We start from the raw sequence: 14649 nt of genomic DNA on the forward strand, positions 1-14649 counted from the left end.
GGGGTTTAACAAACTTTCACTGGTGGCCTCAAGTTCCAGTTGCTGCTTAATTATGGGTAAGCACCCGGACATGATATAACTTATCTTACTCTGTGGCGTGAAAACGGCTCCCCTGGAGAAATCCCTAACCTAGACTGGTTCAGTGGCGATGGGATAATTAAGCCCAAAGATCCAACTCCCGATGAATGGGGATGCCGTGCCTGGTGTCTGCAAGTTCTGAAATATAAAGGCTGGAAAAATCCTCTCGATTGCCCTGAGTATCCTCGAAACTGGGAAGGATACCAAACGCACAATCCTCGTCTGTGGATGCTCAACAACACCACCAGTCCTTCTCACCCATTCCAGAAAAACGGGTTTGAGCAACTAAAATCTGTGGGAATTGACGTAAATCAAGGCATCTTCCGCCCCACCAAAGAAATCAAAATCCTTGGCTTGCAACCTATTGTTGGTTGGGACTTTCCCCAAAGTGCTTAATCATTAGACCTCTTGCGAAAGTGCGATCGCTCGTCTGACTTGATAGGCTAGGCTTTATATTGGAGACAGCTCAAAAAAATTGCGTCCCAGCTCTGGCCATCTTTACCTCCTGTCGATAGACCAGGTGTTGTTTTTTATACTGATTTTTGGGAATATTATTCAAAAGTGCTACCTTTTAAAAGACATCGACCTGTAGGCAAAGAATCGGGAAAAACCAGTCATATTCAAAGACTTAATAATACTTTACGGCCGCGATTTTCTCGTTTGGTTCCTAAAATCTGGTCTTTCTCAAAAAAACTGCTTTCACCATAGGGTGGCAATGTTTAACTGTGTACCTTACTATAATTTTTGCATAAGAAAGCGATATCATGACTGTGCATAACTACCAAACCCTTTCAAGCCGAATAACTTCAGCTTGAAAAAATTTAATACTTGTGAAACCCGAGCGTTAATTAATGGGCATTTTCCTGATAATTTAGCATAATTATTCCGAGTAATTAACACAAGTTGCTATTAAAATAATTTCTGACAACCACCGTTTACCGAAACGCAGGTATTGCATATTTTTCTGCATCTTTACTACTTTGTTTTTGCTCCATAACGCGCTGCAAAATAGTCTCTACTTTCGCAGCAAATACAGCATTTCCTCTCTGCCTCGGTCGTGGGAGATCAATAGAACAGTCCATTGCAATCTGACCATTTTCTATTAAAATAACTCGATCGGCTAGCACCACTGCTTCTTCTACGTCGTGAGTGATCAGTAGCGCGGTAAACCCTTTTTCTTGCCACAAATTTTCTAACAATTGCTGCATCTCAATACGGGTCAAAGCATCTAACGCGCCGAGGGGTTCATCAAGCAGCAGCAAGTGGGGTTCGCAGGCGAGGGCTCTTGCTAAAGAAACTCTTTGCTTTTGACCGCCGGAGAGTACAGCCGGCCAATCGCTGGCGCGATCGCCAAGCCCTACAGCGTGAAGGACTTGCATCGCTTTATAGCGAGTGCTTTCTTTGGCATTGAGTAGCCCTAATTGCACGTTTGCCAGCACTTTTTGCCAAGGTAGCAGCCGTGCATCCTGAAACATCATTCTCACTTTGGAGTTAAGTTGTTTAGACGGCTTGCCGTCTAGAAAGACCGTGCCTTGACTGGGAGTTTCTAGTCCGGCGATTAAGCGCAGCAAGGTACTTTTGCCACATCCACTGCGACCCACAATTGCTACAAATTCTCCGGGATTTATTTCGAGGTTTATATCCCGCAAAATTTCAATATTTCCAAATGACTTCTGGAGTTTTACTAATTCTAAGCGGATTCCTGAGAGTGCTGATTCCATTCTAAAAAACCTCCATATATCTCACAATTCATTGCACAGGCTGATAACAATTAACAGTAAAAAGTTAAGTGTTAACTTTATTTCGCTTTCAAAAGTTGCTGTTAAGCAAATGTTAATTAGCCTGCTGCTCACCGATTCGGGTGAAGAGCAGATTAGCATCTCTAACTTTAATCTACTGTAAGTCAGTCGATTTATAGTATTTTATGATTAAACAAAAGTATGGCATAGGTATCTACAAAAAGCAAGAGAATTTTTTCCCAAAATTCGGGAACTTTGATAAATAATTGTTAAGAACAAGCAAACCCTGTTCCTGTAAAGGTTTTGCTTGTTCTAGCGACCCTCAGCGTTAACTATCCTTCCCTTACTTCTGGGTGAATTCGCATCCGGTGGCGAATCGGTTTCTGTTTTTGAGTCCGGTTAGAGTCTGCTGTCTTGGGGGGAAATAACCGGACAGTTGCTTTGGGCCGAGATTCGCGATCGCGCAAAATTTGCATAAGAGTTATCAAACTTTACATCTCAACTTACTTGCTTTTTAAAATTGACCGTGCTAGCTTACTATCTATAAAATACGCTAAATCTACAGACTTACCGTAGTTATGAGCGATTCCGTAAATCGTTCATTTTTAAATGAGTCAAAAATAGGAGGACTATTAAATGGCTAATGTTGTTGCGATCGCAGGTAGCCCGTCTCATCCATCCCGGTCTTTTGCGGTGCTGGAATACGCCCGCCGCGCTGTCGAGAAAGAGGGACTGAGTACGGCATCTATCAACGTCCGCGATCTCCCGCCAGAGGTATTAATTTACGGACAATTCGCGAACCCAGACTTAAAAGCAGTCAATGATTTAGTAGTAGAAGCCAAGGGCATCATCATCGCCACACCTGTTTACAAAGCAGCCTACACAGGCGTACTCAAGGCTTACTTAGATTTGCTCCCGCAGAAAAGTTTGGCTGGCAAAGTTATTCTCCCCATTGCTACAGGAGGTACTCTCGGTCACTTATTAGCAATTAACTACGCCCTCAAACCAGTGTTATCCGAGCTGGGCGCTAGTCATATCTTGGCTGGTGCCTATGTTTTAGACACGCAGATCCAAAGTTATGACGAAACAAGCGTACAACTTGAAGAGGAAACAGAACAAAGATTGCGATCGCAGTTGCAAGAGTTTGTTGGTGCCCTGCAAACTGGCAAACCCGAATTAGTTGGAAGTATCTGATCGGAAAGTTACCAACAAACAATATTATTGTTTATGCTCAAAAGACTGATTTCATTCCTTGCTCAATTATGGCGATCGCACCTTTCCCTAGCAGCGCTATTTCTATTGGGAATCAGCTTAAATTGGGCGATCGCCTCCTGCAATACTCCCACCCCTACGGGATCTGCAAGCCCCGCCGCTTCCTCCGCAGCAGCTCAAGCTCAGGTAGTCCGCATCGGCCATCAGAAATTAGACCCCTTCACCCTAGTCAAAGCCAGAGGCGGGTTAGAGAAACGCTTGCAGCCTCTAGGCATATCCGTTGAGTGGAAAGAATTTCAGGCAGGCCCCCCGATGTTGGAAGCGCTAAACGCCGGCAGCATCGACATCGGGCGCACCGGGGACGCTCCTCCAGTCTTTGCCCAAGCTGCTAACGCACCCCTGCTTTACATTGGCGGTAGCGCCCCCAAAGACCGCAGTTCAGGTATTTTAGTTCCTGCTAATTCGGCAATTCAAACCCTAGCAGATTTGCGGGGTAAGAAAATAGCTTTTACAAAAGGTTCAAGCGCCAATTACCTCTTAGCAAAAGCATTGAAATCCGCAGGGATAAAATGGAGTGAAATTAAGCCGGCCAACCTGACACCAGCCGATGCCAGAGCTGCCTTCCAACAAGGTAACGTAGATGCTTGGGTAATTTGGGACCCGTTTTATGCAGCAGCGGAAGCGCCAAGAGATGTTCGTGTTGTTAAAGATAGTAAAGGACTAGCAGCTAACCGAGATTTTTACTTAGCTAATCGCTCATTTGCTCAGCCGAATGTCAAAATCATTGACGCAATTAGAGAAGAAACTCAAGCAGTAGCGACTTGGGCTGATGCGAATCCCGCAGAAGTAGTCAAGATTCTCGCTCCCATTCTGAAAATTGATGTTTCTATCTTAGATGTAGTGACTCGACGGCGGAGTTATGGATTTGAACCGCTCCAAGCTGATATGGTGGCCGAGCAACAGGAAATTGCGGATACTTTTTTTGAACTCGGCTTAATTCCCAAGCAGCTCAAAGTTGAAGAAGTAGTTTGGAAACCAGGTAATTAAAAATCCCCGCTTGTGGGTAAATGTTGGATAAAGCAAAACACCTGATATCTTCTACCTTCCAAATAGCGGGGGTGAAGACGATGCTGGGGAACCGCGCTGGGATTACAGGAAAGGTCAGCCCCATTGGTTGCGTCACGCCCACGCTTCGCATTCACTAGACAGGGGCGCGCCGATTCATTTGGTGCAGCAGACGTTAGGGCATGAATCGGTAGCGACTACTTCCAGGTATCTACACGCACACGCCCAAACGACAGCAACAGCTTGTATGTGCCAGGGTAAAAGGTAACTTTCCTTGCATCTTTTTCAACATTATGGGATATTGAATTGAAAAAACTAATTCAAATAGAAACTTATGGCAACTGAGCAAGAGCTTCAATCTCTTTTTAATGCCTTGGATGGCGATCAAGATGGCAAAATATCGAGTAATGAGCTTTTTTTAAGTCCTGGGTTAAATGCAGTCATTTTAGCAGAAACAGGTACTAGCCCCGCGGAACTGCTAGCGACGTATCGAGATGAAGAGGGTAATATTACCTTTGAAGACTTGAAACAAGCTGTTAAGAAAGCAGGGAATTTAGTAGAATAAGCGCGATCGCCCAGCCAGCAGCGATTGAAATAAAATCATTTATCCAAGTGGATGAGTGTCTTCCCCTGGTAATAGTTGCAGTAGTTATAGGGCAAAAAGCGATCGCTGACTACCAAGGATAAGAACTTGCTTCTTATCCTTTCATCTGGCAGGGATTTAAGCCCCAGTTGACATTAGAGTTATAATGTCGGCAGTGGAGAACCTTTTTTCTTTGAGCTACCTCCGAAAATCCCCTTGACAACTGGCTTTGAGCCTTAACTTGTCACCAATGGGTGACTGTTTACAAAACTTGCTGGCGCAATTGGGGAAAAACCTTTGCAACTTTGTTCAGGACATAATCGCCGTAAGTGCCGCGAAACTCGTGAACGCTGGCTTTATCCCAGCGTTCGTTCAAGTTGTCATCGACGATCGCTCCCTTAACACTCATAGCTCGCCCTGTCTGTTGCGATCGAGTCTGAACTTCACTCAGGATTGATGCCATCTACACTGGATGCGTCAGCGGATAAATCACTAATCCAACGATCGCGGAGACTACAACGATGATAGGCTCTGGCAACTTTTTGCCAAATTTCCATAGCAGAGCCAGCGTCACCACAGCAATCAGAACGGTTGGAATATCTCGCAGAGATTGTCGTCCCAAAACCACAACGGCTCCAGCGATCGCGCCTGTTGCAGCAACCGTCACACCGTTGACAAAGGCAGCAATCGCGGGCTTCTTGCCATGCTTCTTAAAGTAAGGGGCGGGAATAATCGTGAGTAGATAACAGGGAATAAACGTTCCCAACGCCGCAATACAAGCGCCAGGAAAACCAGCCACCAAAAAGCCAATAAACCCAGTTGTGATTACGACAGGACCAGGCGTAATCATCGCCACTGCTACTGCATCGAGGAACTGTTGAGCATCAAGCCACTGATAATGCTTAACCACTCCACCGTAGAGGAACGGAACGATCGCTAACCCACTGCCAAACACAAATGAACCCGCCATACCAAAAAAGGTGAAGATTTGCCAAAGCAAACCAGAAGAGGCAGATGGCACAGATGCAACTATTGGTATCAGAGGTAAGCCAATGAAACTATTGAGCTTATTACCCTTGAACCAGTTTTTAGGCGGTGCTGCGATCAACCAAGTGAGAATTCCTCCTGCCAGGATGAGTTCGATTCGTTCCGATTGCGTGACGATAGTCGAGACAGCATTAACCACATAAATTGCCCAAAGTAGCCAATCTGTGCCAATGGTCTTCTTCGTCAATTTGTAGGCGCTTTGAGCAATGATGCCAATGACGCAAGCTCCAACCCCGTAGAATACTGCCTGCATCCAACTCAGCCCCCCATAATTGGTGTAAGCCCAGCCCAATGCCACAACCATAAAAAAGGAGGGCAAGACAAAGGCAATACCAACGAGGGTAGAACCAATAATGCCGTAATGGACATAGCCCATGTAGAACCCTAATTGGGCAGCCAGTGGACCAGGGGCAACCTGAGCTAAGGTTAATCCTTCTTGATAACTTGCCTCGGAAATCCACCTCCGATCTTCAACCAAGTCGCGGTGCATATAACCCACAAGGGCTATCGGTCCTCCAAATCCTAAGCTGCCTAATTTGAGGAAATACAGCGTCAGTTGCCAAAGTGAGTACGATGGTTTCGCAAGTTCGGATAAAGACGGTTCCTGTTTTTCTGTCGCATTAGTCATAGATTAAATCTCTACTCAATTCTCTAATTTGTTTGTTTCAGTTCACCAATTAATTTCTCAATGTCTTCAAGAATGACACCGCGTGCTGCCATCAAATTCTAGCTGGGAGGGCGTAGTCATCCCATCGATAGATCGCCACTTCAGGAGGAGCCAAATCACTCACATCATGGAACCTATAGCTTGCAAACCAAGCAAAACTGGACTTATTAATCTGACACTCCAACCACTAAAATTGGTCAAAAAACTTCCTGGCGCAATTGGGGAAAAACCTTTGCAACTTTGCTCAGGACATAATCGCCGTAAGTGCCAGGAAACTCGTGAACGCTGGCTTTATCCCAACGTTCGTTCTTGTTGTCATCGACGATCGCTCCCTTGATTTCGATCGGGTGGAGTTCAGCATTGAAATTGGGATCGAAGAAGAATGGAAATGAGAGGCGATCCTGTCCTGACACATTCTTGACTCGATGAGGAGTAGAGCGATAAAGTCCACCTGTGAGGCGATCGAGCATATCGCCAATGTTACAAACAAATGAATTGGCGATCGGGGGAGCATCAATCCAGCCTGATTTTGTCTTCACTTGCAACCCACCTAAGTCATCCTGCTTGAGAATCGTGAGCAAACCATAATCGGTATGCTCTCCCACTCCCCAGGATTGCCCTTGCAGATTGTTTTGTGGTGGATAGTTGAAGATGCGAAATAAAATCAGGGGATCAGTCGTATAGCGATCGCGGAAGTAAGATGCTTCTAAGTTCAAACTCAGGGCAATTCCAGCCATTACTGCGTGACCCAGTTGAGTCATCACCGCCAGATATTCTAGTATTGTTTCGCGAAAAAGAGGAATATCTGGAAACAGGTTTGCTCCGTGCATGGGAACACCTGCTTGAACAGCCGGATGGGTTTGATTTAATTGAGATCCGAAATAAATTCCTTCTTTCAAATCTGGTTTACCATTCGTCAGTTCACCTCCAACCGGAAAGTAGCCGCGCCATGCCCGACCTCCCAGCGCCATCCGAATTTGCATTTTGGTTTCTAAATCTTGAGCGAAAAACTGACGGCTCAGTTGCTCCAAACGGTTTTGCAAGCCTTTGTCTACACCATGCTCAACAATGTAAAAAAAACCTGTGTCGCGGCAAGCTTGTCGGATTTGGTTGGCAACAGTATCTAGGCGATTATCCGATACCAGCGAACTAATATCGATAACGGGAATCTGAGAAACATCTACTGTTAATTCAGTTGCCATAGAAATGGATTATAAGTGGTTGAGATTGAACGCTATTTATAATTTGAATTGTTCATCCACCGGAATTTGATAGCCATTGGCCAGTCGATTGGTAGCATTTGCGGTTGCCACGATCGCCATCAGTTCCCCAAATATGGCATCATTCATTCCCTTGGCTCGCGCTCCGGCTGTATGAGATGAAATGCAGTACGGGCAATTATTTGTAACGCTGACAGCAATGTAGATTAACTCGCGGGTGAGGGGATCGAGTTCTCCCGGCGCCGTCATCACCTCCTTCACATTCTGCCAGGTACGTTGCAGGGTAGGCGGATGGTTGGCGATCGCTTTCCAAAAGTTGTTGATGTACTCGGTTTTGCGTGTCGCACGAATGTCGTCATACACTGCGCGTACTTCATCATTTGCGTCTTCGTATTCAATCAAATGGCTCATAGTTGCAATAATGGTGAAAGCGTGAAAAGCACTAATTCATAGTTGAGAAAACCGCAAAGCATTCTGCATTTTTGCGATCGTCCATTACGATGACGCGATCGCTGGAACTGTTGCTCGACCGACTTCAGTTGCGCTGGGGACTTCAATCAATTGCCCTGTTTTCACATCGTAGATAAAGCCATAAATCGGAATGGTTGGTGGCACAAGGGGATGGTTGCGAATTCGTTTGACATCCACAAACACGCTTTCTGCCAAATCTTTGAACGTTAACCAATCGACAAATTCACCTTCCGTCGAACCCGAACCCTGCCCTACATCTCGCCAACCATTTTCGTCGATTACAGCGGTTTCCAGGCTGTTTGTCAATAGTTCTCGGATGATGCTGTCGGTAAACAGTTGCATTCCACAATCCGTATGGTGAATGACGAACCATTCACCAGTTCCCAATAGCTTGTAAGAGATTACGAGCGATCGAATTGCGTCATCGCTTGCCCGTCCTCCAGCGTTACGGATGACATGGGCATCCCCTTCTGCCACCCCAGCATATTTTGCAGGATCGAGGCGAGCATCCATGCAGGTCAGAATAGCAAAGCGACGACCCGGAGGTAGGGGCAAATTGGCTTTCTTGCCAAAGGTCGCAGCATATTCCCGGTTAGCAGACAGCACTTCTTGCAGAACTTGACTCATGCTTGAATTTTCCTCAATTGTTTGGTTGAAGGTTACTGACGCAAAAATGCAGCGATACAAACGTGCTTCCACGGTGGAACGTCGCTCGTTTCCCCAATGTTTTAACAATTGCCTCAAAAGGCTTACTCCTCCAATGGATTGAAAGAATCAATCTGGGAATTTGAAACCCGAGCAATTCATGAAGGACAGCATTTCTAGAGGAACTAAGAAAGAAAAAGGGGAGACTCTCATGTTTCTTTCTGATTGCTGGTTTTTTCTAGCTAAGCGGGCTGATAATTGGGATGCCAAGCAAGCCATTTCTCTTCTAACTTCCTGGCGATCGCATCTGCAAACTTACCCAACAAAGCATACATAATAATGCTCAACACCACAACATCAGTTTGCAAGAACTCGCGAGCATTCATTGCCATGTAACCAATACCAGAATCCGCAGCAATTGTTTCTGCGACAATCAGCGTCAGCCACATAATCCCCAATGAATATCGCAGGCCTACCAAAATTGAAGGCAAAGCCCCAGGCAAAATAATTTTCCACAAAAGAGACCTGGCACTCAAACCATAAACTTTTCCCATTTCAATCAATCCGGCATCTACGCTGCGGATGCCGTGAAATGTATTGATATACATTGGAAAAAACACACCCAAAGCTACCAAAAATAATCGAGCTGGATCGCCAATCCCAAACCACAAAATTACTAGAGGGATTAATGCGAGGTGTGGAATATTACGAATCATTTGTAGAGAAGTATCTAGGAGCTTTTCGGCGATGGGAAAAAGACCATTGAGGAAACCTAGAGTCAAACCAATTCCTCCGCCTATGATGAAACCAACCAGCGCACGCCAAGCACTAATCGCGATATGGTGAAACAGTTCTCCGCTAATTGCCAATTTAATTCCTGCACTTAAAACACCTGTTGGTGCTGGTAAAACTCTTGTGGAAAGCCAACCCACCTGCACCAATAATTGCCAGCTAACAATCAGCAGAATCGGTACAATCCAAGGAATCACCTGCTGAAAATAGGGATTTTTGAACCATTTTGTGTTCATGACGTACTTGGAGAAACAACTTGTTTTTGTTTGGGAAACTTTTCGTTGGCAACAATTTCGCCAAAAGGACTAAACATTTGTGGCTGATTTACAATCGGTTGGTTTTTTAAAGGTAAGCGGGGGAATAGCAATTCAGCCACTCGATACGCTTCTTCTAAGTGGGGATAACCGGAGAAAATGAAAGTTTCAATTCCCAATTCGGAATATTCCAACATTCGTGCAACAACGGTATCGGGATCTCCCACTAAAGCAGTACCAGCACCGCCTCTTACTAACCCTATTCCCGCCCACAAATTGGGGCTAATTTCCAGAGCTTCGCGGCTGCCTGTATGCAGTTCAGTCATACGTCGCTGTCCTTCAGAGTCCATCCTGGCATAAGCTTTTTGGGCTGCTGCAATCGCATCTTCATCGACATATTTAATCAATCGATTTGCGTCCTCCCAAGCTTCACCCTCCGTCTCCCGTACAATGACATGAAGACGAATCCCAAACCGCACAGTTCTACCCTGTTCTGCTGCTAATTTTTTCACAGCTTCAATTTTTTTTGCTACTTGTTGCGGCGGTTCTCCCCAAGTAAGATAAACATCAATATGCTTAGCCGCAATTTGTTGTGCTATTGGCGATGAACCGCCAAACCACAAGGGAGGATGGGGAGCTTGTACAGGCGGGAAGAGAACTTTACCGCCCTTAATTTGGAGATATTCACCGCTAAAATCGACTTCTTTATCTCGCACGTTAGTGGAGTTACTACCTTCAAGCATCGCTCTCCAAACTGTCAAGAATTCATCGGTCAATTCATAACGTGCGTCGTGACCCAGGTGCACTCCATCTCCTGCCAATTCCACCGGATCGCCGCCTGTCACCACATTAATCAATAAGCGTCCGTTAGATAACCGATCAAACGTTGCTGCCATCCGTGCTGCTACCCCAGGAGACATTAATCCCGGACGAATCGCAACTAGAAAACGCATTTTCTCCGTTACAGACATTAGGGATGAAGCTACTACCCATGCGTCTTCGCAAGAGCGTCCTGTCGGCAGCAGAGCACCCGTAAATCCTAAATGATCGACGGCTTGGGCGATTTGCTTTAAGTAGGAGAAACTGCAAGAGCGCCCTCCAATTCCTGAAGCTAAATAGTGTCCGTCTCCGTGAGTTGGTATAAACCAGAATAATTCCATTTTCCTTGGTCTCCATCACTATTTATTGTTTAGTTACCTGAGCCACTTCGCTAATTTTTACCGATTTGGGAAGCAGCTTCAAATCCAAGAAAGTATCAGCAACTTTTTGCTGGTAAGTAACGACTTCATCCGTAATTGGCTGCACACCGTAAGGCCGTCTCCGTGAGATTTCCTCTAAAGTGGGAACATCAATACCAAGCTCAGGAGACAGCAGTTTTGCCACTTCAGTTGGTTGAGCTGCCGCCCATTCATCTACTTTTTGAAGTTCCTCTAAAATTGCCTTAGTCCGGTCAGGATATTGCTCGTTAAAAGGTTTGGCAGCTAGATAGAATTCCCGATTAGCTACAAGCCCTTCTCCATCCTTAAGAACGCGAGCTTCTGTAGCTCGTTTCGCTACTGTAAAAAACGGGTCCCAAATTGCCCAAGCATCAGCACTACCTTGTTCAAAAACTGCCCGCGCATCTGCTGGTGGCAGATAAATAGGCTGAATGTCGCTATATTTCAATCCGGCTGCTTTTAATGCTTCTACCACGAGATATTGCACATTTGAACCTTTGTTAAATACAACTTTTTTGCCTTTCAACCCAGCCACATCCTGAATAGAAGAATCTTTCGGAACTAAGATAGCTTCACCTTTAGGATTAGGAGGCTCATTCGCAACATATACCAATGGTGCGCCAGCAGCTTGTGCAAAAATAGGGGGCGCTTCTCCTGTATGGCCAAAGTCAATAGTGCCTGCATTCAAAGCTTCTAGTAATTGAGGGCCAGCGGGAAATTGAAGCCACTGTACAGAAGTGCTTTGGGAAGCCAAACGTTTCTCTAAGCTTCCCCGTGATTTAAGGATACTTAGAGTTCCATATTTTTGATAGCCAATCCTAATTACATTGCTCTGTTGTGAGTTAGAACTAGCCACCGATGTGGCAGCAGAAGTCGGGGCAGTAGTTGTATTTGTTTGCTGAGTAGGAGTACAGGCAGAAACGGTTAAACTCAAACTGAAGCCAACTGCAAAAAGCAAAGCAAAGGTCTTGATTGAACTAGGCTTGAGTTTGCTCCCAAAATGCCTCAATTTAGCTAAAAATGGGTTTTCTCTTAATCGGGTTAACACTGTTCCTTCCTAAGCTTCAAGTATTGAAAACAAAAAAACGCAATAGCCATGTAAAAGCTGAACTAATCATTATTGATGAGTAAGCTCCGATAAACCGACCGACAAACCGTAGTTTGCGCTAACAAGCTCCTATTATTCCACAAAGGCCTTCAAAAATGCAAGCACATTGTGTAAATTTTTGCTGGTATGACTTATCTAGTTACTTGAATGATTAATATTTAGGGGTAATGTATCAGTTGCACGTGCAGAAGAAAAAGTAGCATCTAGCCCTGCTGCTATCTGCATAAAAGCCTTAGATCCCGCTGAGTGAAGATAAAACATCCTTTTTGAAGGATGTTTTTTACGTATAAAAGCTGGGATTGGGGAGCTGATCGTTGAGTACCCAGTTACCCAGATCGTGAATTTTATAGTCAACAGAATCATGTAGCGTAAACGTTCTCAGATTGCGCCAGTAGCGATCGAAACCATATTTACTGGTGGTAGCACGCGCCCCCATCACTTCAAAAATGCGAGTAGTCACATCTAAACCTATTTTTGTGGCAGCAACCTTTGCCGTTGCGATCGCGATCGCGCATTTTCCACGTTCTTCTGTTGTTAAATCTATGCCTTTTTCCCAAGCTGCTTGCAGAATGGCGGCGGCTCGATCGGTCAAACTGCTAACCGCTTGCAGATCGACCCACATTTCCCCGTAGTGTTTCAGAATGTAGGGATCTTGCGTCACACTAGGAGCATTGGAAGTCAACCAGGGTCGTCCTTCGGTGCAAGTATAGTCTTTGGCAGCAGCAAATGCTCCTTCCGCAATACCCAGATAAATATGGGCAAGATTTATTTGCGTCAAGCAAGCTCGTAAAGTACGGAAAGGAATATCAGCACGGGTGCGATCGCCAAACACTTCCGAGTCATAAACGCGCACTTGGTCGAAACTAATACTACCGCTATCGGTTTGACGTTGCCCGATGTTATCCCAATCGTCATGGATTTGTATTCCCTCTCTTTGAGTGGGAATTACAATAATTGTGAGTTCGGAGGTATCTTGACGAACCGCAGTGATGGGTAAGATATCAGAATCTTTAGAACCAGAGCAAAAGCTTTTTGTCCCGTTTAGTAAAAAGCCTGTACCATCAGGAGTTAAAGTGGCACGGCGATCGAGGGGATTGAGAGCATTGCACCAAAACCAATTGTTTGTCACCGTATCTTTGTAGAACTGCGCCTTGCGTTCCTCCGTGCCAAAAAGATGCGGGATAACAACCCCTAAATGGTGATAGGAGTAAACATGGGCTAGAGAACTATCAGTCTTTGCCAACTCGCGGGAAATTTGGAGTGCAGCGATCCATGTTTCGCCAATACCGCCATATTCTTTAGGAATAATCAAACTGAGCAAACCGCTAGAGCGAATGCGATCGCGTTCATACTTTGGCGTACCGCCAAGACGATCTCGTTCGATCGCAGTAGCAGCAAATTCTTGAGCAAGTGATTTCGCGATCGCTACATAATCTTGCTTGCTGTCTTGTTGTGCTGTGCTTTTCGAGTCTGCCAGGGATATTTTCATATTGATAATACAAAATTGAGGGAAGTAATGAGGTACAAATGATTTAGGATTCCTACAGGTTGGTCAGTCCTTAAAACCAAAGTACACAGAAATAGGTACATCTTCAACAAACTGACCTGAAGGTTCTGCACTGAGAATTGCTGCTTTAATTTCCGCCTCAAATACAGAAGTATCGCCATTAAAGTAATCGCGACGGCAGTAAGCGGTGGAGTAGAGATAACCAATAAAATTATCTATCGTCCAGTGTTTTTGAAAGTCAATCTTATGGCGTTTAATCCGAACGAATGGCGATCGATCCAAAACTTCTAAATCGGACTTGTAGAGCAAAGGAACGCTAATCGAACCCACACGCCGCTCTTCTCCTAGCCACCGTTTGATCGTAGCTAGCACATTTTGTGCCCAAACAGAGTCATTTGACCAAATATCTTTTTCAGTTTGAATAATCGCTATCCCCCTATTAGCGTTACTGGTGCGATCGAGCAGATCGTAGCTACGCTGTAGTACCAGTTCTTGATCCATCCAATGAAAAGCACGACCAATGGTGACAAGGGAAAATGTACCAATTGCCGGGGAAATATTTTCTGCTAAATCCCTTACCCAAGTGATATTTGAAGCATGAGCCAGTTTAGCTTCTTGCTTGGCAACTTCGAGCATTTCTGGATCGGGATCGATACCCAAAACAGATTGAAATCGATCGTGTAAGGCGATCGCTACCAAGCCAATCCCACAGCCGAGATCGAGAAGCTTGCCTTGCCCATCTAATTGAAATTCCTGTGAGATTAAATCGTAAAGAGCATTTGGGTAGCGCGGTCGATATTGCAGGTAATAAGAAATGGCTCCTTGAAAGAGAGTGGGATCGTAGCTTGGAAGTATTTTAGTAGTCATGATTGAAGTCAATTTTTGCTGAGTTAGGATTTAGGTTTTGAGATAAGCTGTTGGACATTTTAAAAACGATTGTCTGGTGCGTCATATCAATTCCGGTTGTATGGGAATGATTAAACCGCAGAGGGCACAGAGGACACAGAGAAAGAGAAGAGTGAGAGAATAATTCCGATGTCAACG

The 14649-nt window shown here is 45.0% G+C and carries 17 protein-coding genes; 5 read left to right on the plus strand and 12 right to left on the minus strand.

Annotated elements, in window-relative coordinates; translation table 11 throughout:
* Nucleotides 1-306: 306 nt before the first annotated feature.
* Entirely contained in the window at nucleotides 307-474 is a 168-nt protein-coding gene (locus QUB33_RS20010; RefSeq protein WP_333353134.1) for a hypothetical protein, read from the plus strand.
* 539 nt (nucleotides 475-1013) lie between these two features.
* On the opposite strand, the gene QUB33_RS20015 is transcribed toward QUB33_RS20010, so the two are convergent.
* Together QUB33_RS20015 and QUB33_RS20020 are read right to left on the minus strand one after the other, a co-directional pair.
* Nucleotides 1014-1799 carry an ATP-binding cassette domain-containing protein gene (locus QUB33_RS20015; protein ID WP_333353137.1) on the minus strand — a complete coding sequence of 262 codons (786 nt, stop codon included), beginning with the start codon at nucleotides 1797-1799 and terminating at the stop codon, nucleotides 1014-1016.
* 350 nt (nucleotides 1800-2149) lie between these two features.
* Nucleotides 2150-2293: a hypothetical protein gene (locus QUB33_RS20020; protein ID WP_333353142.1), complete on the minus strand. Its 144-nt coding sequence runs from the start codon at nucleotides 2291-2293 to the stop codon at nucleotides 2150-2152.
* A gap of 160 nt (nucleotides 2294-2453) precedes the next feature.
* Here QUB33_RS20020 and ssuE point away from each other — a divergent pair, with 160 nt between their 5' ends.
* From ssuE to QUB33_RS20040, 4 genes are all read left to right on the plus strand, one after another.
* Nucleotides 2454-3011 carry an NADPH-dependent FMN reductase gene (ssuE, locus tag QUB33_RS20025; RefSeq protein ID WP_333353145.1) on the plus strand — a complete coding sequence of 186 codons (558 nt, stop codon included), beginning with the start codon at nucleotides 2454-2456 and terminating at the stop codon, nucleotides 3009-3011.
* Between the two features lie 33 nt (nucleotides 3012-3044).
* The gene (locus QUB33_RS20030) at nucleotides 3045-4076 is read left to right on the plus strand and encodes a sulfonate ABC transporter substrate-binding protein (protein WP_333353149.1); all 1032 of its coding nucleotides are present in this window, start codon (nucleotides 3045-3047) and stop codon (nucleotides 4074-4076) included.
* 127 nt (nucleotides 4077-4203) lie between these two features.
* Complete coding sequence (locus QUB33_RS20035) at nucleotides 4204-4362, plus strand: tyrosine-type recombinase/integrase (protein WP_333353153.1); 159 nt, start codon at nucleotides 4204-4206, stop codon at nucleotides 4360-4362.
* Between the two features lie 66 nt (nucleotides 4363-4428).
* Nucleotides 4429-4659: an EF-hand domain-containing protein gene (locus QUB33_RS20040; protein WP_333220482.1), complete on the plus strand. Its 231-nt coding sequence runs from the start codon at nucleotides 4429-4431 to the stop codon at nucleotides 4657-4659.
* Between the two features lie 280 nt (nucleotides 4660-4939).
* Here QUB33_RS20040 and QUB33_RS20045 read toward each other — a convergent pair whose 3' ends face one another.
* The 10 genes from QUB33_RS20045 to QUB33_RS20090 form a co-directional block, all read right to left on the minus strand.
* Nucleotides 4940-5140 (minus strand): hypothetical protein, encoded by a 201-nt coding sequence (locus QUB33_RS20045; protein WP_333353156.1) that lies wholly within the window; start codon nucleotides 5138-5140, stop codon nucleotides 4940-4942.
* A complete protein-coding gene (locus tag QUB33_RS20050; protein ID WP_333353160.1) occupies nucleotides 5141-6352 on the minus strand; it encodes a chromate transporter in 1212 nt (403 codons plus the stop codon). It abuts the gene before it with no gap.
* 236 nt (nucleotides 6353-6588) lie between these two features.
* On the minus strand, nucleotides 6589-7593 hold the full coding sequence (locus QUB33_RS20055; protein ID WP_333353163.1) for a 2-oxoglutarate and iron-dependent oxygenase domain-containing protein: 1005 nt from the start codon (nucleotides 7591-7593) through the stop codon (nucleotides 6589-6591).
* Between the two features lie 36 nt (nucleotides 7594-7629).
* Nucleotides 7630-8022, minus strand: coding sequence for a carboxymuconolactone decarboxylase family protein (locus QUB33_RS20060; RefSeq protein WP_333353166.1), 393 nt, complete (start codon nucleotides 8020-8022; stop codon nucleotides 7630-7632).
* 84 nt (nucleotides 8023-8106) lie between these two features.
* The gene (locus QUB33_RS20065) at nucleotides 8107-8826 is read right to left on the minus strand and encodes a carbonic anhydrase (protein WP_333353170.1); all 720 of its coding nucleotides are present in this window, start codon (nucleotides 8824-8826) and stop codon (nucleotides 8107-8109) included.
* 143 nt (nucleotides 8827-8969) lie between these two features.
* Nucleotides 8970-9755 (minus strand): aliphatic sulfonate ABC transporter permease SsuC, encoded by a 786-nt coding sequence (gene ssuC / locus QUB33_RS20070; protein ID WP_333353174.1) that lies wholly within the window; start codon nucleotides 9753-9755, stop codon nucleotides 8970-8972.
* Nucleotides 9752-10933, minus strand: coding sequence for an FMNH2-dependent alkanesulfonate monooxygenase (gene ssuD, locus QUB33_RS20075; protein WP_333353177.1), 1182 nt, complete (start codon nucleotides 10931-10933; stop codon nucleotides 9752-9754). The genes ssuC and ssuD overlap by 4 nt, the downstream gene beginning before the upstream one ends.
* 22 nt (nucleotides 10934-10955) lie before the next feature.
* Nucleotides 10956-12038 carry a sulfonate ABC transporter substrate-binding protein gene (locus tag QUB33_RS20080; RefSeq protein ID WP_333353180.1) on the minus strand — a complete coding sequence of 361 codons (1083 nt, stop codon included), beginning with the start codon at nucleotides 12036-12038 and terminating at the stop codon, nucleotides 10956-10958.
* Between the two features lie 340 nt (nucleotides 12039-12378).
* Entirely contained in the window at nucleotides 12379-13587 is a 1209-nt protein-coding gene (locus QUB33_RS20085; protein WP_333353182.1) for an acyl-CoA dehydrogenase family protein, read from the minus strand.
* Between the two features lie 63 nt (nucleotides 13588-13650).
* Entirely contained in the window at nucleotides 13651-14472 is an 822-nt protein-coding gene (locus QUB33_RS20090) for a class I SAM-dependent methyltransferase (RefSeq protein WP_333353186.1), read from the minus strand.
* Between the last annotated feature and the right edge of the window lie 177 nt (nucleotides 14473-14649).

Origin of the sequence: Microcoleus sp. B3-A4, assembly GCF_036705385.1 — a bacterium.
Taxonomy (GTDB): domain Bacteria; phylum Cyanobacteriota; class Cyanobacteriia; order Cyanobacteriales; family Microcoleaceae; genus Microcoleus.

Coding starts and splice junctions, on each gene's coding strand:
- QUB33_RS20010 (WP_333353134.1), top strand. CDS start 307: ATGCTCAACAACACCACCAGTCCTTCTCACCCATTCCAGAAAAACGGG.
- QUB33_RS20015 (WP_333353137.1), bottom strand. CDS start 1,799: ATGGAATCAGCACTCTCAGGAATCCGCTTAGAATTAGTAAAACTCCAG.
- QUB33_RS20020 (WP_333353142.1), bottom strand. CDS start 2,293: ATGCAAATTTTGCGCGATCGCGAATCTCGGCCCAAAGCAACTGTCCGG.
- ssuE (WP_333353145.1), top strand. CDS start 2,454: ATGGCTAATGTTGTTGCGATCGCAGGTAGCCCGTCTCATCCATCCCGG.
- QUB33_RS20030 (WP_333353149.1), top strand. CDS start 3,045: ATGCTCAAAAGACTGATTTCATTCCTTGCTCAATTATGGCGATCGCAC.
- QUB33_RS20040 (WP_333220482.1), top strand. CDS start 4,429: ATGGCAACTGAGCAAGAGCTTCAATCTCTTTTTAATGCCTTGGATGGC.
- QUB33_RS20045 (WP_333353156.1), bottom strand. CDS start 5,140: ATGGCATCAATCCTGAGTGAAGTTCAGACTCGATCGCAACAGACAGGG.
- QUB33_RS20050 (WP_333353160.1), bottom strand. CDS start 6,352: ATGACTAATGCGACAGAAAAACAGGAACCGTCTTTATCCGAACTTGCG.
- QUB33_RS20055 (WP_333353163.1), bottom strand. CDS start 7,593: ATGGCAACTGAATTAACAGTAGATGTTTCTCAGATTCCCGTTATCGAT.
- QUB33_RS20060 (WP_333353166.1), bottom strand. CDS start 8,022: ATGAGCCATTTGATTGAATACGAAGACGCAAATGATGAAGTACGCGCA.
- ssuC (WP_333353174.1), bottom strand. CDS start 9,755: ATGAACACAAAATGGTTCAAAAATCCCTATTTTCAGCAGGTGATTCCT.
- ssuD (WP_333353177.1), bottom strand. CDS start 10,933: ATGGAATTATTCTGGTTTATACCAACTCACGGAGACGGACACTATTTA.
- QUB33_RS20085 (WP_333353182.1), bottom strand. CDS start 13,587: ATGAAAATATCCCTGGCAGACTCGAAAAGCACAGCACAACAAGACAGC.
- QUB33_RS20090 (WP_333353186.1), bottom strand. CDS start 14,472: ATGACTACTAAAATACTTCCAAGCTACGATCCCACTCTCTTTCAAGGA.